The following is a 16374-nucleotide window of genomic DNA, read 5'->3' on the forward strand; positions in this document are numbered from 1 at the left end:
GGCGGCAAGCCCGGCCGGCGGCAAGCCCGGCCGGCGGCAAGCCCGGCCGGCGGCAAGCCCGGCCGGCGGCAAGCCGCCCCGGCCGCCTACGGCGCCGGGGCGGTGAGCCGCCGACAGCCGCCGGGACACCGCCCTCACGCCAATGACGGGAGACTCCTACGGTCGCAGCATGGACGATCCGATCGTGCTGCGTCTCGACCTCGCCACCGCCGAGGATCTTCGCATCGCGCTGTACGACCTGGGCGAGCATCAGGCCGCAGGCAGGCCGATTCCCTACATGGACGCCGAGACCAGCAGACGGCTCGGCGCCGTCCTGCGAGAACTGGATATCCGGTTGGTCGGCACCGGCAGATTCGCGTAGCCGGCTTGCCAACGAGCGGTACGGAAGCCGGCACCTCGACCGCCATCGGGGTTGGGGCTTCCGCCTGCCGCGCCAGTCCAACCCCGGGACTGGCTTGCCACCGGATCACCGGGTCGCGGCATCAGTTCCACCAACAGGCCGTACCCGACCCTTCCCCCACAGCCGCCGGCTCCGCTCCGGAACCATCGAACGCGGCCCCTCAGACGGCCCGCAGCGGCACGGCCAACTCGATCCGAGAAGAGGTCGACTGAGCCGGCGCTCAGGGCGTCTCCAGGGCGTGAGGGCGTCGTCAGGGCGTCAAACGCCACCCAATGTTGACCATAAACGACCATCGACGCCCGAACATAGAACCAGCTCAGAGCCTTGATCAGGTCTCTGGGCTGGTGGGCGACGGACGAGTCGACCTGTACGCCGGATTCTGTGCCCGGCGCGTACCCCGAAGGGTTTGCGCCGGCGGCGGCCATCCATCTCGGCCTGCCGTTGCCGACAGGCTCTAGCGGCCTACCCGCAGACATCGGGCGGGCAGCCCTCGAGCGTCTGCGCCGGGTCGTCATCTTGCGGTGACGGCCCTTGCTTGGCCTTGCTCCGGGTGGGGTTTACCGAGCCACCCCGGTCACCCGGGGTGCTGGTGGGCTCTTACCCCACCGTTTCACCCTTACCGTCCCCGTTGGGGTCGGCGGTCTGTTTTCTGTGGCACTGTCCCGCGGGTCGCCCCGGGTTGCCGTTAACAACCACCCTGCCCTATGGAGTCCGGACGTTCCTCGGCGACGGGCCGCAGCCCGTCGACGCGACCGCCCGGTCGACTCGTCCGTCGCGCCCCCATCCTAACGACGGCTGCTCCGCCGGAACTCCTGCCCCGCCTGGGCAAGATCGGGCAGCTCACGGCCGGTCCGACGAATCCGCCCCGCGCGGCGGGCGCTAGCCTCGTGGAGCTATGGATCTCTCCCACGCCGCGCTGCTGCTCGCCGCCGGTCTCGCCGCGGGCACTGTCAACGCGGTGGCCGGTGGTGGTTCGCTGATCACGTTCCCGGCGATGATCGCGGTCGGGTTGCCGCCGGTGCCGGCGAACGTCAGCAACTCCGTCGCCGTCTTCCCCGGGTACCTGGCCAGTGTGGCGGGCAGCCGTCAGGACCTGCCGCGCCCCCGCGCGCTGGCCACGCTGGTGCCCACCACGATCGTCGGCACGATCGTCGGGGCGCTGCTGTTGCTGGCGACCCCGGCCCGCGCGTTCGAGCTGGTCGTACCCTTTCTGGTTCTCGGCGCGACCGCGGTCCTGGCCTTCCAGGACCCGCTGCGCCGGCTGGTCGGTCACCCCCGGGATCTGTCGCCCCGCCGGCGGACGGTCGCGGTTCAGACGATGGTCGCGCTCGGTGCGGTGTACGGCGGGTACTTCGGCGCGGCGCTCGGGGTGATGCTGGTCGCCGGCCTGGCGCTGGTGCTCGACGCGACCCTGGCGCGGGTGAGCGCGATCAAGAATCTGCTCTCCGCCGTGGTGGGGCTGACCACGCTCGTGGTGTTCGCCCTGTTCGGCCCGGTGAACTGGGCGGCGGTCGCGGTGGTCGCGCCCGCCACCCTCATCGGGGGGTACGCGGGCGCGCGGCTGGTCCGCCGGCTGCCGCCGGTGCTGCTCAAGGGGCTGATCGTGGTGTTCGGTACGGCGATCGGCCTCTACCTGCTCTACCGCGCCCTACGCTGACGAGCCGAACGCCCAAGATCCGCTCAGTACGCCTCGCGCACCGGCTCCTCGGCTGCGTGCTCGGTGTTCGCGGCGGCGCGGTTCCACCGGGACCACAGGACGCGCTCGCCGTAGCCGGCGGCCATCACGTGCGCGAACGCGAGGTAGACCAGCACTCCGACGGTGAGCACCCCGAACCCGACCCAGAACGGCAGCGCCAGGGACTGCTCGGCGAGCTTGCCGGAGATGATCGGCGCGGGTGCGGCGGCACCCCAGCGGACCAGGTTGAACGCGCCGGTGGCGAGCCTGCGGTCGCTGGAGCCGAGGCCGAGCGCCAGGTCGGTGAGGTTGGCGTTGGCCATGCCCATGCAGAGGCCGGCGAGCACGAGCACGACGAGCGCCTCGGCGGTGCTGGTGGACGTGGCGAAGAGAACCATGCAGATCAGCAGCCCGCCGATGGCCACGCCCACGGTCTGTACCGCGCCGATCCGGTGCGCGAGCCGGTGGCCGATCACCAGGATGCCGGTGGCCAGGCCGAGCCCCCAGCCGGTGAACGCGAGCCCCAACGGGACGACGTCCAGGCCGAGGAACAGCGGCGTGTAGCCGAGTACGACGAAGAACACGAAGTTGTATGCGGCGGTCACCACACAGAGGGCGATGAAGGCCGGCCGGCGGTAGGTGGCGAAGATCTGGCCGACGCGTACCGGGGCCTGGCGGTTGGTGGGCTCGCGCAGCTTGCCGGCGGCCACACCGAGGGCGAGGACCATGAACACGCCGCAGACGAAGAACGGCAGCCGCCAGGAGACCTGGCCGAGCAGGCCGCCGATCAGCGGGCCGACGGCGAAGCCGAGGCCGAGGGCGGTCTCGAACAGGCCGACCACCCACTCCCGGTCGATGGCCAGGTTGACCAGCACCACCATGGCGGTGGCGAAGAACATGGCGTTGCCCAGACCCCAGACGCCGCGCAGCACCGAGAGCTGCACGATGTTGCCGCTGAACGAGGCGAGGATGGCGGCCAGGCCGACCACCGAGACGCCGGCGACCAGCACCGGCTTGAAACCGAACCGGCCGCTGGCGAGCGTCGCCGGGATCATGCCCAGGGCCATGACCGCGATGTACGCGGTGAACAGCAACTCGACCTGCCAGGCGGTGACGCCGATCGCCTCGCCGATGGCGGGCAGGATCGGGTCGACGACCGCGATGCCCGCGATGGCGAGGAAGGCCACCAGCGTGGTGGCGTAGATGGCACTGCGGTTTGGTTCAGATGACCGATCCACTCCGACTCCCCCATTAGCTGTATCGTACAGGTATTTACCCTGTATCCTACAGCTATGAGCGACGACGACGAGAGCACCCTCGGACTGATCGAGACCGAGGTCGCCCTGCTGATGCGCTTCGGCGAGGCCACCCGGCGGGCCAGCGGGTCCGCCGAGCACCGGGTGCTCGACCGCGCGGCGTACGTGATCCTGCGGCACCTCGACGCGGCCGGCCCGCAGAACGTCTCCGCGCTCGCCGCGCGCCTCAACCTGGACGGCTCGACGGTGACCCGGCAGGTCTCCGCCCTGCAACGCGACGGCCTCATCGTCCGCGCCCCCGACCCCACCGACGGACGCGGCACGGTCATCTCCCCCACCACGGCCGGCCTCCAGCGGATGGCCGCCGTGCAGGCCGCCCGCACCCGGCTCTACGGCGACATGCTGTTCGACTGGACCCCCGAAGACCGGGAAATCCTGGCGCGCCTCCTGGGCCGCCTCAACCAGGCCCTGGTAAACCGCAACCGCCCCCGCTGACCCCCGCCGACCCCGCCCCGCCCGGCCCCCGGGCGCTGGGCCGCACCCCGCTCGCCGCCAAGATCGCGCAACATCCTGGATGTAGTGGCATCCCCACCGCTCGACACCACTACGACAAGGATCGAGCACGATCTTGATGGGTGGGTGACGCACGAGGGGCGACAGGCAGCGGGCGGCGGGCGGCGCGAAAGGGGCACCGACGTGCGGCGGGACCGCCAGGCAGCCCGGGCGCCAGCCTCGCGGCGGGCGCCCGGGGAACGGGTACAGCAACAGGGAAACGGGTCAGGCGACCGGTTCGCGGGCCGGGTCGGCGTCGCGTTCGGTGCCGGGGGTGACGCGGGGGTCATCCTCGTCGGCGAAGTAGTCGTCCGGCGTGGTGCCGTCGACTCCCTCGGGCGCCTTCGCGGCCCGCAGGATCAGCGTCAACAGGGCGGCGACCGCCAGGTTGACCAGTACCGCCACGATGCCCACGTAGATCGTCTTGGGCGTGTCGAAGCCGAATTTCTCCAGCGGGAAGGCCGAGCCCCCGAAGTGCTTCTTCGTCGGGCTCGCCACCTGGTAGAGCATCCACATGCCGAGGCCCATGCCGGCGACCCAGCCGGCGATCAGGGCGGTGCGGTGGAACCAGCGGGTGTAGAGGCCCAGCGCCACCGCCGGCAACGTCTGGAGGATGATCACGCCGCCGATGAGCTGGAGGTCGATCGAGAACTGCGGGTCGAGGAACACGATGCAGGCCACCGCGCCGACCTTCACCACCAGCGAGGTGATCTTCGAGACCTTCGCCTCCTGCGCGGCGGTGGCGTCCTTCTTCAGGTACTCCTTGTAGATGTTGCGGGTGAACAGGTTCGCCGCCGCGATCGACATGATCGCCGCCGGCACCAGCGCGCCGATGCCGATCGCCGCGTACGCGACTCCGGCGAACCAGTCCGGGAACTGCTGGTCGAACAGCAGCGGCACGATCGTGTTGTTGTCCACGCTGCCGGCCGAAGCCCCGGGCAGCGGCTTCACGCCGGCCGCGATGGCCATGTAGCCGAGCAGCGCGATCAACCCGAGCAGCAGGCTGTACGCGGGCAGCGCCGACATGTTCCGCTTGATCACGTCCCGGTTCCGGCTGGCCAGGACGCCGGTGATGCTGTGCGGGTAGAGGAACAGGGCCAACGCCGAGCCGAACGCCAGCGTGACGTACTGAAGCTGGTTGTTGCCGTTGAGCAGGATGCCGTCGTTCGGGTTCGGTGACGCCTGGAACTTCGCGTCCGCCGCGTCGAAGATGTCGCCCCAGCCGCCCAGCTCGTAGGGCAGGTAGATCACCGCCACGAGGATCACGATGTAGATCAGGCTGTCCTTGACGAACGCGATAAGCGCCGGCGCACGCAGCCCCGACTGGTAGGTGTACGCGGCGAGGATGGCGAACGCGATGATGATCGGCAGATGCCGGGCCAGGGTGCTGTCGCCGGTCACGCCCATCGTCTTGAGGACCGCCTCGATGCCGACCAGTTGCAGCGCGATGTACGGCATGGTGGCGACGATCCCGGTGATCGCGATCAGCAGCGCCAGCACGGGCGAGTCGAACCGCGTACGGACGAAGTCGGCCGGAGTGACGAAACCGTGCCGGTGCGAGACCGACCAGAGCCGGATCAGCACCAGGAAGACCATCGGGTAGACGATGATCGTGTACGGCACCGCGAAGAACCCGGCCGCCCCGGCGCCGAACATCAGCGCCGGCACCGCCACGAACGTGTACGCGGTGTAGAGGTCACCGCCGACGAGGAACCAGGTGATCCAGCCGCCGAAGCTGCGCCCGCCCAGGCCCCACTCGTCGAGGTGCGCCATGTCCTTCGGCGCACGCCACCGCGCGGCCACGAAGCCCATCGCGCTGACCAGCAGGAACAGCAGCGAGAAGACGATGATCTCGGTGAGATGGTCGCGCCACATTAGCAGGCCCCCTTCGTTCGCGACTGCGGGGCTCGCAAAACCGGCTCACTCCTCGCGCTCACCGCACACCCCGCTTCTTCGTCATCTGGTAGACGAACGTCGTGGTGGAGACGCCGAGCAGGATCCAGGCCAGTTGCAGCCAGTAGTAGCGCGGGAACCCGAAGATCCGGGGCGCGTCACTGTTGAAGAACGCCGGGATCAGCGGCACCACGATGGGGAGAAAGAGCAACCAGTTCCAGGGACTGTGGTCCTTCGCCCGGGTTGGCGCCGTGGTGGGCGCCTCCGGTTCCGGTGCAGGCATCTGACACACCTCCGGGGAGTCGTGGCACGCGATGTAACGGCCGGAGGCTACGACTCTGTGACCGCCGTCACGATCAGCGCACGGACGGCTCTGCGCCGAACGGCGCATCGGCTGCGCCGAACGGCGCGGACGCGCTGCTCAGGCGGTGGGGAGGTGGGAGGTGTCGTTGACCGTGCGGACCGCGATGCCGCCGTCGGGCCACAGGTCGAGCACCGAGATGCCGGCCGCGTCCAGGAAGAGCCGGTGCAGGAAGCCGTCGGTGGCGGCGAGGGCGTCGCGCAGCGCCAGCTTGATCGGCGAGACGTGCGAGACGACCACCACGGTCTCCCCGGGGTACGCCTTCGGCAGCGCGTCGACGACCCGGTGGACGCGTTCGGCGACCTGGGTGAACGACTCACCGCCCGGCGGGGCGATCCGCGCCGACGCGAGCCAGGCGTCCATCTCGCCCGGCCACTGCTGGCGTACCTCGGCGAAGGTGCGCCCCTCCCAGTGCCCGAAGTCGCACTCGATCAGGTCGGCCTCGGTGCGGACCGGTACGTCACCTATCGCCTCGGCGATCGCCGCCGCGGTGGCCGTACACCGGGACAGGGGTGAGCTGAGCACGGCCGCGACGGACGGGGCCAGCGCGGCCACGCGCGCGCCGGTGGCGGCCGCCTGGGCGCGGCCGCGCTCGGAGAGCGGCACGTCGCCGCGGCCGGAGTAGCGGCCCTGTTCGGTGTACGCGGTCTCGCCGTGCCGCACGAGGATCAGCCGGGTGGCCGTGAAGCTCGGGCGCGGCTCCCAGGAGGCCGGGGCGGTGGCCGGGTCGCTGCCGGTCGAGGCGCCGCCCGTCGGGGCGCTGGCCGAGGCCGGCGCGCTGGCCGCTGGCGGCGTGGGTCGGCCGGCGGCGGCGTCCATCGCGGCGTTGGCGAGCGCGTCGGCGTGCCGGTTCTGGTCGCGGGGGATCCAGGTGAAGCGGACCGCGCCGAAGCGGCCCACCAGCGCGGCCGCCTGGGCGGCGAGCGGACGCAGGCCGGGGTGCTTGATCTGCCACCGGCCGCTCATCTGCTCGACGACCAGCTTGGAGTCCATCCGGACGTCCACCTCGGCGGCGTCCAGCTCGGCGGCGGCCCGCAGCCCGGCGATCAGACCCTGGTACTCGGCGACGTTGTTGGTCGCCGTACCCAACGACTCGGAGCGCTCGGCGAGCACCTCGCCGGTCTCCGGGTCGCGCACCACCGCGCCGTAGCCGGCCGGCCCGGGGTTGCCCCGGGACCCGCCGTCGGCCTCGACGACGACCACGCGCGGTGCCACGACCTACAGGCCCGACTCGTTGGTACGGACCATGATCCGTCGGCAGTCCTCGCAGCGGACCACGTCGTCCGGGGCCGCCTTGCGGATGCGGGCCAGGTCGGCGCCGGAGAGTTCCAGGCGGCAGCCGCCGCAGCGGCCGGCGGTGAGCAGCGCGGCGCCCAGCCCGGTGTCCTCGCGGATCTTGTCGTAGAGGGTGACCAGCTCGGCGGGGAGGTCGGCCGCGAGCGGCTGCCGGGCACCCCGCTTGAACTCTTCGTCCTTGGCGATCTCGGCCAGCGCGTCGTCGCGGCGCTGCTCGGTGGCGGCCCGCTTCTCCCGGGTGTCGGCCAACCGCTGCTCCACGCCGTCGAGGACGCCCTGGGCGGTCTCCCGCTGCTCCATCACCTCCAGTTCGGCGTCCTCCAGGTCACCCTGACGCCGGTTGAGCGAGGCCAGCTCGTGTTGGAGGGCCTCCAGCTCCCGGGCCGGACCGGTGCCGGCGGCGAGCCGGTTCTGGTCCTTCTCCTTGCGGGCGCGGACCTGCTCGACGTCCTTCTCCAGGCGGGCGATGTCCCGATCCAGGTCGTCGACCGCCACCTGGGCGCGTACCCGCTCGTCCTCCAGCGACGACAGCTCCCGGGCCAGCGCCTCCAGTTCGGCCCGCTCCGGCAACGACCGGCGGCGGTGCGCGAGCTGGGCGAGGTTGGTGTCGATCGCCTGAAGGTCGAGCAGGCGGCGCTGGACCTGGGGGTCAGCCTTCACGGTCGGGCTCCTTGTCGTCCACAACGGGTGCGGCGGCGTGCACGGTCCACGGGTCGGTGTCCAGGTCGGACACCAGCGCCTCGACGCCCGGCGCCTCCCTGAGGAGGGCGGCCAGGTCGTCCAGCCACGGTCGTTCGGTCGCCCAGTGGGCGGCGTCGATCAGGGCGGGACCATCGGCGGCGACATGCTCGCTGGCCGGGTGGTGCCGCAGGTCGGAGGTGAGAAACGCGTCCACCCCGGCGGCGGTCGCGGTGCCGAGGAAGCTGTCCCCCGACCCACCGCTCACGGCGAGGGTACGAACCATACGCCCGGGATCCCCCGCGGCGCGAACTCCCCAGGACGTGACGGGGAGCACGGCGGCGGCGTGCCGGGTCAGCTCGGCGAGGGTCATGGGGCGCGGCAGCTCGCCGATCCGGCCGATGCCCCGGTCGTCGCCGTGTGCCGGGGAGTCGGGCGCGGGCCGTTGCAGCGGGCGCAGGTTGGTCAGGCCGAACCGGGCGGCGAGAGCGTCGGAGACGCCCGGGGACGCCACGTCGGCGTTGGTGTGCGCCACGTACAGCGCCACGCCGGCCCGGATCAACTGGTGGACGATCCGACCCTTGACGGTCGTCGCCGCGACCGAGGAGACCCCCCGCAGCAGCAGCGGATGATGCGCGACGATCATGTCGGCCTGGGCGGCCAGCGCCTCGGCGACCGTCTCGGGCACCACGTCGACCACGCAGAGCACCCGGCGTACCGGGGCGGTCGGCTCGCCCAGCACCAGGCCGACGCGGTCCCAGTCCTCGGCCCAGACCGGCGGATAGCGGCGCTCCAACTCGGCCACCACGTCGCTCACCGAGGGCGCGGATCGGCTTGTGCTCACGGCGGGCCAGCTTACCGGCGCGGAGGCCGCCGGACGGTGACACCCGGCCCAGCCGCGTACGACGGGCGGGCTCAGGCGGCGCGGTACGCGACGGTCCGCAGCGCGGCCAACGGCATCTGCCAGGGGAAGGCGTGCATGTGCTGTTCGCCTGTCCCGGGTGGGTGCAGGGCGACCACGTGGTCACCGAAGAGCACCGTTATCCCCCACTCGGCCAGCCGGGCCACGCCGGCCCGGAACGCCGGGTGGGCGGCCATCGCGACGTTGGTGTACGGCACCGCGACGATCGGGATGCCCTTGCCCTGCGCCTCGACCAGCAGCCCGAGGGCGAGCGTGTCGGCGATACCCGCCGCCCACTTGTTGACCGTGTTCACGGTCGCCGGGCAGACGACCATGGCGTCGGCCGGCGGCAGCACGTCCGGGTCACCGGGATTCTTGTAGTGCGTCCGCACCGGGTGGCCGGTCTGCCGGTGAAGGGCCGCCTGGTCGACGAACTTCGCGCCGTCCGGTGTGGTGACCACGCAGACGTCCCAATCGTCGGCCTGGGCCAGCTCGACCAGGCGACCGACGTGACGGGCCAGCGGCGAACCGCAGGCGATGACATAGAGCACCGGACGGTGCTCGCTGGTGTGTGGTGCGCCGGTCGTCACACCGGCTCCGCGCTCATACCCCTACTCCCATCTGCTCAGCCAACTCCGCTACCGGAGAAGGCGGCGCACCCCGTGTGCGACGAAGGACATCCGACATCACCTCGTGGGCGATCGGCCGGCAGCGGATCTCCGACGGCGCGAGCCGGTCACCGAGCAGCAGCATCTCGCCGGCGTTCGCCACGTCGCCGATCTGGGCGTACCCGCGGGCGATGTCGAGCAGGTGGTGGGCCCGGCGCTCGGGCAGCAAGGCGTTGAAGTCGGGCTCCGCGATGCGCAACTGGTGGACCTCCACCGCGCGGCCCCCATCGCCCAGCTCCACGGCGGCGGCGGCCCGGTGCAGCTCCACGTTCGTCGGGCCGAACGAGGTCCAGTAGTGGTTGTGGTCGCCGCCGAGCAGGGTGGCGGCCTCCTGCGCACAGTTGATCAGGTCGTCGACGCTTGCCGAGTCGCCGATCCGGGACGCGGCCATCGCGCCCTGCAACAGCAGCATCCCGTAAACGGACAGCCGGGCCGGCGAGACCTCGTTGCTGCCGCCGGGCGCGAGCCGGTTGGCGATCTGGACGTTCAGCTCCAGCGCCGGCCGGGCCCGGCCCATGGCGACCAGGGCGTTGCAGACCCGGGTGGTGGCGATGCCGGCCAGCAGCGGGTCGTCGGCGCGCTGGGCCACCGCCATCGACCGGTCGGCCGCCAGCCAGGCCAGTTCGAACTCGCCGAGCTTGCGCAGCACCGAGGACGCGATCTGGTAGACCTGCCCGAGCAGGTGGGCCGCCTCCGGCGCCTGCGCCCCGCTGTAGGCGGCGTCGGCCGCCTGTGCGTCGCGCAGCAGCTTGGGCAGCGCGCGGGTGAGCATCCCGTAGCGGCCGTACTGGTAGGTGAGCCAGGCGTGGTTGACGGCCTTGCGCATGTCGTCCAGCGGTGGCGGGTACGGCACGGCGTCGAAGTACGCGCTCATCGAGTCGTACCGTTCCAAGGCGGCCCGGATCTCCTGCACCTCGATCTGGTCGATGCAGTTCAACGCGTCCGTGCGTCGCTCCGGGTCGCGGCCCAGCAGCAGCTGTACGTCCATCTGGAGGATGTCGGCGATCTCGTAGAGGACCGAGAACTTGTCCAGCCGGCGGACGCCCCGCTCGACCTTGTCCACCCAGCTCTTCGACTTGCCCAGGCGGTCCGCGAAGACCTGCTGCGACATCTTGCGCCGCCCCCGCCAGTAGGCCACTCGCCGTCCAATGGGTAGCTCGTCCATCTCCCCATCCCTCCCCTGCCACCGCCGCTCGGGGCGGGGCGATGTCCGCGGGTGCGGCGATCAGTCGTTCGTCTTGCAGTTTTCGCTGGTCGCACAGCGTGTACGTCAGCCGGAAAGCCAGTCCTCGTACTTTTCGTGCAAGTTGCACGAGCCGTTCGTCAACCTCAACGATCGTGGGTTACGGCAGTGACGGCGTTCGAACTGCGACCTGGCGTCCGCCGGGCCCGACCGAGAGGAGATGGCACACATGTGGGGGAACGTCGGACCGCGCGTAGCCGAACTGTCGCCGCTGGAACGCGTCCGGCTGCGCCGGGTCGCCATCCGGTACGCCGTACACGGTTGGGAGGTGACGCCCGGCGCCTGCCTCGCCCGCAGCCGGTTCGTGTGCGGCCGGGCCGGCTGCCCCACGGTGGGCTGCCACCCCGCGCTGGAGAACTGGGAGCTGGCCGCCACCACCGACCCGGCCCGGGTGGCCACCTGGTGGCGGACGCGCCCGCACGGCGTCCTGCTGCCCACCGGACGGACCTTCGACGTGTTGGAGGTGCCGGCACACCTCGGCCGGCACGTGCTCGACGCCGTGCAGACCCACCCGGCCGGCACCGGCGTACGCGGGCCCGTGCTCGTCACCCCGACCGGCCGGTGGATGTTCCTGGTCCGCCCCGGTGATCCGTTGCGGCCGGAGCTGGAGCACTGCTTCCACGTGGTCCGGCACGGGCCGGGCTCGTGGATACCGGCCCCGCCCACCCGGCTGCCCGAGGGGACGGTCCGCTGGGCGGTCGCCCCGGAGCAGGCCCGTTGGCAGCTCCCCGACTCCTACCTGGTGCAGAACACCCTGATCGAGGCGCTGCGCGCCAGCGGGGTGACGCTCACCCACGACCTGCTCCCCGGCCACCTGCCGCTGCCCCGCCGGGGAAGGTGAACCAGCGGCCGGTCGACGATTCGATCCGGTGACCGACAGCGTCGCCGGACGGCCGGTCCTCGTTGAGCAGGTGACCGCGCGAACGCGCGTCACGAACGGGGGAACGATGTCCACGTACGACCGGTCGCCGTATCCCGGCGGCACCGAGCCGCCCCGTCGCGGCCAACCACGGCACCGCTGGGCCGGCACCCGACCGACCGGCTCGCGCCCCGGGCGGCCCCGTCCCACCGGCACCCGTCCCGCCACCACCCACCGCCCCCTCCGCTAACCCCCAGACCCCCACCCCGCCTCGTCGATCTTGCACTTTGTGTCGCGGCATTCCCCGCCAAAAGGGGCGGATCGGCAACCGAAAGTGCAAGATCGCGGAGAAAGCGCGGGGGCGGGGACAGGGGTGGGTGGGTGGTTAGGTCGTTAGCGGGAGGGCGGCGGAGTGGAACTGGCGGGCGTCGTCGGTGACGACCGCGTAGGTGTGGTCGGTCAGCCGGTCCAACCAGCCGATCCCCGCCGTCCCCATGGCCAGGGCAGCGGTGGCGTAGGCGTCGGCGACGCCCAGGTCGCCGCCGACCACCGTCACCGAGCGCAGCCCGCTGGCCGGGGCGCCCCGACGAGGGTCCAGCACGTGCCGTCCCCGCTCGTAGACGCCGGAGGTGGCCACCGCCAGGTCGGTGCCGGCGAGCACCAGGCAGGTCGCCATCTCGTCGAAGGGGTGCCGGATGCCGATGCGCCACGGCTCCCCCGTCGGCGAGAAGCCCCGTGCGCGCACGTCCCCGCCGGCGTTGACGTAGTGGTTCGCCGCGCCGGCGGCGAGGAGCCGGTCCGAGGCGACCTGCGCCGCCCAGCCCTTCACGAACCCGGACGGGTCGAGCCCGCCGGTGGCGTACGCGTCGAAGAACCCGTCGGTGACGCCCCACAGGTCGGCGCAGGCCTCTAGGACGAAGCGCAGGTCGGCCGACGCCTCGGAGAGCAGCACCTCGCCCCGGTCGAACCGGCGCACCTCGCTCTCCGCCCGGTACGTGGTGAACCGGTCGTCCACCTCGTGCATCCAGGCGACGACGTCGTCGGCCAGCTCCCGCAGGCGCGCGGAGGGCAGGTCGTCGGCGAGGTCCACGGTGATCGTCGTACCCATGATCTGTTCGACCCGGCACAGTCCGGGACGGGTCGTCGCCGCCGACACCTCAGAACGCCTGCTCGATGGCGGCTCGCAGCGACGTCTTGTACGCGTTGCTGGTGGCGGTCGCGCCGGAGACGGTGTTGAGGTTGGCGCTCTGCTTCTTGACCACCTCGCCACCGCTGCCGTTGTAGGCGCTGCTGACGTCACCACTGTGGATGTCGGACTCGCCACCGCTGGGCAGCGACAACGTCACCGCGTCGACGATCTTGTTGCCGGAGACCACGATCTGCACCTGCACGTACCCGTAGTCCCCCGCCGTGTCCACGGTCGACCCGGTGATCCGGCGGGTGGTGGGCTGCTGCGGGGCCTTGGTGGTCTTCGGCGCGGTCGGCGCCTTCGCGGTGGTCTTCGTGCCGGACGGCCGGGCGGTCGTCCGGCCGGGCTTCGGCGACGCGGGCGCGTCGGCGGTCGCCGACGGCGTCGGCGGCGTCGGCGGCCCGTCCGCCGGGTCGCCACCGGGGGCGTCCGGGGCGAGGCTCGGGTCGGCGCCCGGTCCGCTGGGGTTGACCGGCTGCGCCGACGGCAGGTTCTGGGCGACCTGGCTGGTGCCCGGCGAGCCCTTGAACACCACCAGGGCGGTGGTGCTGGCGGCCAGGCCGGTGATCGCGAGCAACGCGCGACGCATGCGATGCCTTCCTACAGTTCGAAGGTTGCCAGGTGGATCTGCCGGCGGGGCACGCCGGCGCCGCGCAGCGCGCGCACCGACAGCTCGACGAGCCCGGACGGTCCGCAGAGGTAGACGTCGCGCCGGGCGACGTCGGGCACCAGTTGGCGCAGCCCGTCGGGGCTCATGAGCTGGCGGGGGCCGGGGTCGTCGCGGGAGCCGATGACGTACCAGATCGACGTGTCGCGTTCCTGGGCCAGCCAGTCCAACTCCCGGCTGAGCAGCACGTCGGCCGGGGTGCGGGCCCGGTAGATCAGGGCAGCGCCCGGTGGCAGTTCCTCCAGCATGGCGCGGATGGGCGTGATGCCGCTGCCGCCGGCGATCAGCAGCGCCCGTTCGCGCAGCCGGTGTGCGGCGGTGAAGGTCCCCGATGGGCCCTGGGCGAACACCCGGGTGCCCGGTTCGAGGTCGCGCAGGTCGGCGGTGTGGCGACCCACGACCTTGACGGTGAGCCGCAGCCAGCGGCCGTTCGCGGCGGCCGAGACGGAGAACGGGTGCGACTGCCACCAGGAGCCGGGGGTGAGGAAGCGCCAGCGGAAGTACTGCCCGCCGAGCATCGCGAGTCGGCCCAGCCGCTCACCGGTGAGGTAGATGGAGATGGTGTCCGGGCTCTCGGCGACCACGTCGGCGACGCGCAGCCGGTAGCGCAGGTTGAACGCCAGCGGCGTGATCACCCGACCCCAGAGCACCGCGGCGACCACCAGCAGGTAGAGCGCGATCCAGCCGGTGCGTACCGGACCCGGCTTGTAGAGCTGCGCGCCGTGGGTGAACTGGTGCCCGTAGCCGAGCAGCAGCACCAGATAGCTCGACCGGTGCAGCAGGTGCCACAGTTCGTAGGGCAGCGCCCGACGGATGGCCCGGATGCTGCTGAACCCGATCACGATCATGATGCCCGCGGCGACGAACGCCGAGGGCATGTCCTCGTAGTCGCCGAGCAGCGTGCCCACCTCGGCGAGCACCGAGTGGTTGCGCAGGTCGGCGTACCCGACGACGATCAGCGACAGGTGCGCCAGCACGGCGACCAGCAGCGTCGCGCCGATGTCGCGGTGCCAGCGGCCGATCTGCTCGCCGCCGATCCACCGCTCCAGCACCGGCAGGCGACTCATCATCAGCACCTGCACGAGCAGCAGGTAGCCGGCGATCAGGCCGGTGATCCGGCCGGCCGCGGTGAGGGTCGCCGCGCTGCTGCGCAGCGACCCGGCCGGGGTACCCAGCCACCACGGCAGCACGCTGGCCAGCAGCCCGATCACCAGCAGCGCGGCGAGCAGCCGTCGGCCGCCGGGTCCGCGCCGCTCCGGAACCTGCGGGGGTACGGGAGCAGCCGACCGGCCGCCGTGCCGGGACGAGGTCCCGGTGCGGCGGCCGGCGGCGTGGGTGTGCGAATGCGTCACGCGTACAGCTTCATCGGGGCGAACTTCATGCGCGGGAACACCTTCTGCACCTCGGCGTTGGTGAGCCCGAAGCGACCCTGCGCCAGGGAACCGTAGACATTGAACATGTTGTTGTATTCCGGCACGTCGCCGGAGTCCAACTTGCTGAGGCCGTTCCAGGTGCCGAGCAGCGACCCGGCCAGCTTCTTGCCGGACAGGACGGTGACCACGCCGCCGTGGCCGTGGTCGGTGCCGCCGGTGTTCGAGCCGACCCGGCGGCCGAACTCGCTGGACACCATGACGGTGACGTCGGCGGCCTGCGGACCGAGGTCGGTGAAGAACGCCGCCATCGCGCTGGCCAGCTCGTTCAGCCGGCGGTGCAGCTGACCACCGCTCTGGGTGCCCTGGTTCTCGTGGGTGTCGTAGCCGCCCATGCCGACGGTGGCGACCCGGACGTTCGCACCACCCTTGATGAGCTGCGCGAGCTGCTGGAACGCGTTGCCGATGCCCTCGTACTTGACGCCCGTGGCGGGCTGGTACGGCTTGGCGGCGAGCTTCTGCGCGGTGGCGAGCGCGCCCATGCCCTCCTGCACGGCCTCCTCGACCGGGTGGTTGATCCCGGTGAAGAGTCCCTTGATCGCCTTCTCGGTGGCGGCACGGAACTTGTCGTCGCCGTTGAGGCGCAGCGAGCCGACGCTGTTCAGCGAGAGCGCGCCGTTGTTGCCGACCAGCGAGCGCGGCAGGGTGCTGCCGATGCCGACGCTGCGGAACGCGGTGCCCTTGCCCAGGTTGTCGACCAGGCCGTCGAGCCAGCCCCGGCCGCCCGTCTCGTTGGGCAGCCCACCCAGGTTGCAGGCGTCGGCGGCCTGGAAGTGGCTTCGGGACAGCCGCTCGTCGGAGACCGCGGGGATGAAGCCCAACTGACCGGCCTTCAGGAAGCTCTCCAGCGGCTTGAACGCGCTGGTCAGCTTGAAGCCGCGGCTCAGGGCCAGCGAGTCGTTGCCGAGCAGCAGGTCGGGCCGGGCCTTGGCGAGCACCGCGTCGCCGTCCGGCGCGACGACGCTCAGCCCGTCGAGGCCGCCGTACAGGAAGACGTGGATCAGCGTGCCGGTCTTGGTCGCCGCGAACGACGCCGAGGTGGTGACGAACTGGGCGGTGGCCAGGGCGGTGGCGGTGGCCGCGGCGCCGGCGACGAAGGTCCGTCGGGTGACGCCGCGCCCGTCCTGCTGGGCCTCCTCCAGGTCCTCCAGTCGGCGGTAACGGTCGGCCTCGGCCGCGTTCTCGGCGGCCACGAGGTCGGCCTCCGCGCGCAGCAGCGCCTCGGCCGGGTTGTCGGCCAGCCGTCGCACGTCGGGGCATTCGGGGTGCAGGGGGAAAGAGTTGTACACAGTCTTCTCCATCGGGT

Annotated in this window: 16 protein-coding genes and 1 other RNA gene; 4 read left to right on the forward strand and 13 right to left on the reverse strand. The window is 71.8% G+C overall.

Features of this window, described 5'->3' with window-relative positions; all coding sequences use genetic code 11:
• Window positions 1-169 precede the first annotated feature (169 nt).
• A complete protein-coding gene (locus tag ACGFH9_RS21685) occupies window positions 170-361 on the forward strand; it encodes a hypothetical protein (protein ID WP_393222086.1) in 192 nt (63 codons plus the stop codon).
• Between the two features lie 391 nt (window positions 362-752).
• On the opposite strand, the gene rnpB is transcribed toward ACGFH9_RS21685, so the two are convergent.
• An RNA gene (gene rnpB, locus ACGFH9_RS21690) (RNase P RNA component class A) lies at window positions 753-1168 on the reverse strand.
• Between the two features lie 127 nt (window positions 1169-1295).
• On the opposite strand from rnpB, the gene ACGFH9_RS21695 reads away from it, so the two are divergent.
• Complete coding sequence (locus ACGFH9_RS21695) at window positions 1296-2057, forward strand: sulfite exporter TauE/SafE family protein (protein ID WP_393222089.1); 762 nt, start codon at window positions 1296-1298, stop codon at window positions 2055-2057.
• A gap of 23 nt (window positions 2058-2080) precedes the next feature.
• Here the strand turns inward: ACGFH9_RS21695 and ACGFH9_RS21700 are convergent, their stop codons facing one another.
• Window positions 2081-3313 (reverse strand): MFS transporter, encoded by a 1233-nt coding sequence (locus ACGFH9_RS21700; RefSeq protein WP_393222092.1) that lies wholly within the window; start codon window positions 3311-3313, stop codon window positions 2081-2083.
• Between the two features lie 54 nt (window positions 3314-3367).
• On the opposite strand from ACGFH9_RS21700, the gene ACGFH9_RS21705 reads away from it, so the two are divergent.
• Complete coding sequence (locus ACGFH9_RS21705) at window positions 3368-3826, forward strand: MarR family winged helix-turn-helix transcriptional regulator (protein WP_393222094.1); 459 nt, start codon at window positions 3368-3370, stop codon at window positions 3824-3826.
• A gap of 282 nt (window positions 3827-4108) precedes the next feature.
• Here the strand turns inward: ACGFH9_RS21705 and mctP are convergent, their stop codons facing one another.
• The 7 genes from mctP to ACGFH9_RS21740 form a co-directional block, all read right to left on the reverse strand.
• Complete coding sequence (gene mctP, locus ACGFH9_RS21710; RefSeq protein ID WP_393222096.1) at window positions 4109-5758, reverse strand: monocarboxylate uptake permease MctP; 1650 nt, start codon at window positions 5756-5758, stop codon at window positions 4109-4111.
• Window positions 5759-5816: 58 nt separating this feature from the next.
• Window positions 5817-6059: a DUF3311 domain-containing protein gene (locus tag ACGFH9_RS21715; protein WP_393222099.1), complete on the reverse strand. Its 243-nt coding sequence runs from the start codon at window positions 6057-6059 to the stop codon at window positions 5817-5819.
• A 138-nt stretch (window positions 6060-6197) separates the two neighbouring features.
• Window positions 6198-7352, reverse strand: a complete 1155-nt coding sequence (locus ACGFH9_RS21720) for a bifunctional RNase H/acid phosphatase (RefSeq protein WP_393222102.1) — start codon at window positions 7350-7352, stop codon at window positions 6198-6200.
• 3 nt (window positions 7353-7355) lie between these two features.
• The gene (locus ACGFH9_RS21725) at window positions 7356-8093 is read right to left on the reverse strand and encodes a zinc ribbon domain-containing protein (protein ID WP_393222105.1); all 738 of its coding nucleotides are present in this window, start codon (window positions 8091-8093) and stop codon (window positions 7356-7358) included.
• Window positions 8083-8919: a Nif3-like dinuclear metal center hexameric protein gene (locus tag ACGFH9_RS21730; RefSeq protein WP_393222220.1), complete on the reverse strand. Its 837-nt coding sequence runs from the start codon at window positions 8917-8919 to the stop codon at window positions 8083-8085. The genes ACGFH9_RS21725 and ACGFH9_RS21730 overlap by 11 nt, the downstream gene beginning before the upstream one ends.
• Window positions 8920-9026: 107 nt before the next feature.
• Window positions 9027-9602 carry a flavoprotein gene (locus ACGFH9_RS21735; protein ID WP_393222108.1) on the reverse strand — a complete coding sequence of 192 codons (576 nt, stop codon included), beginning with the start codon at window positions 9600-9602 and terminating at the stop codon, window positions 9027-9029.
• Window positions 9603-9615: 13 nt separating this feature from the next.
• Window positions 9616-10845, reverse strand: a complete 1230-nt coding sequence (locus ACGFH9_RS21740) for a helix-turn-helix domain-containing protein (RefSeq protein WP_355241353.1) — start codon at window positions 10843-10845, stop codon at window positions 9616-9618.
• A 247-nt stretch (window positions 10846-11092) separates the two neighbouring features.
• Between ACGFH9_RS21740 and ACGFH9_RS21745 the strand changes: the two genes are divergently transcribed.
• Window positions 11093-11764, forward strand: coding sequence for a bifunctional DNA primase/polymerase (locus tag ACGFH9_RS21745; protein WP_355051440.1), 672 nt, complete (start codon window positions 11093-11095; stop codon window positions 11762-11764).
• A 403-nt stretch (window positions 11765-12167) separates the two neighbouring features.
• On the opposite strand, the gene ACGFH9_RS21750 is transcribed toward ACGFH9_RS21745, so the two are convergent.
• From ACGFH9_RS21750 to ACGFH9_RS21765, 4 genes are read right to left on the reverse strand one after another with little or no spacing between them, the layout of a single operon-like run.
• Window positions 12168-12890, reverse strand: a complete 723-nt coding sequence (locus ACGFH9_RS21750; protein ID WP_393222223.1) for an FAD:protein FMN transferase — start codon at window positions 12888-12890, stop codon at window positions 12168-12170.
• A gap of 49 nt (window positions 12891-12939) precedes the next feature.
• On the reverse strand, window positions 12940-13560 hold the full coding sequence (locus tag ACGFH9_RS21755) for an FMN-binding protein (RefSeq protein ID WP_393222112.1): 621 nt from the start codon (window positions 13558-13560) through the stop codon (window positions 12940-12942).
• Window positions 13561-13571: 11 nt separating this feature from the next.
• Entirely contained in the window at window positions 13572-14990 is a 1419-nt protein-coding gene (locus ACGFH9_RS21760) for a ferric reductase-like transmembrane domain-containing protein (protein WP_393222115.1), read from the reverse strand.
• On the reverse strand, window positions 14987-16369 hold the full coding sequence (locus tag ACGFH9_RS21765; RefSeq protein WP_393222117.1) for a DUF1501 domain-containing protein: 1383 nt from the start codon (window positions 16367-16369) through the stop codon (window positions 14987-14989). Before ACGFH9_RS21765 ends, ACGFH9_RS21760 begins: the two co-directional genes overlap by 4 nt.
• Window positions 16370-16374 lie beyond the last annotated feature (5 nt).

Origin of the sequence: Micromonospora sp. NPDC049102 (assembly GCF_043197485.1) — a bacterium.
In the GTDB taxonomy this organism is placed as follows: Bacteria; Actinomycetota; Actinomycetes; order Mycobacteriales; family Micromonosporaceae; genus Micromonospora.

Coding starts and splice junctions, on each gene's coding strand:
- ACGFH9_RS21695 (WP_393222089.1), top strand. CDS start 1,296: ATGGATCTCTCCCACGCCGCGCTGCTGCTCGCCGCCGGTCTCGCCGCG.
- ACGFH9_RS21740 (WP_355241353.1), bottom strand. CDS start 10,845: ATGGACGAGCTACCCATTGGACGGCGAGTGGCCTACTGGCGGGGGCGG.
- ACGFH9_RS21750 (WP_393222223.1), bottom strand. CDS start 12,890: ATGGGTACGACGATCACCGTGGACCTCGCCGACGACCTGCCCTCCGCG.
- ACGFH9_RS21705 (WP_393222094.1), top strand. CDS start 3,368: ATGAGCGACGACGACGAGAGCACCCTCGGACTGATCGAGACCGAGGTC.
- ACGFH9_RS21745 (WP_355051440.1), top strand. CDS start 11,093: ATGTGGGGGAACGTCGGACCGCGCGTAGCCGAACTGTCGCCGCTGGAA.
- ACGFH9_RS21755 (WP_393222112.1), bottom strand. CDS start 13,560: ATGCGTCGCGCGTTGCTCGCGATCACCGGCCTGGCCGCCAGCACCACC.
- ACGFH9_RS21685 (WP_393222086.1), top strand. CDS start 170: ATGGACGATCCGATCGTGCTGCGTCTCGACCTCGCCACCGCCGAGGAT.
- mctP (WP_393222096.1), bottom strand. CDS start 5,758: ATGTGGCGCGACCATCTCACCGAGATCATCGTCTTCTCGCTGCTGTTC.
- ACGFH9_RS21715 (WP_393222099.1), bottom strand. CDS start 6,059: ATGCCTGCACCGGAACCGGAGGCGCCCACCACGGCGCCAACCCGGGCG.
- ACGFH9_RS21765 (WP_393222117.1), bottom strand. CDS start 16,369: ATGGAGAAGACTGTGTACAACTCTTTCCCCCTGCACCCCGAATGCCCC.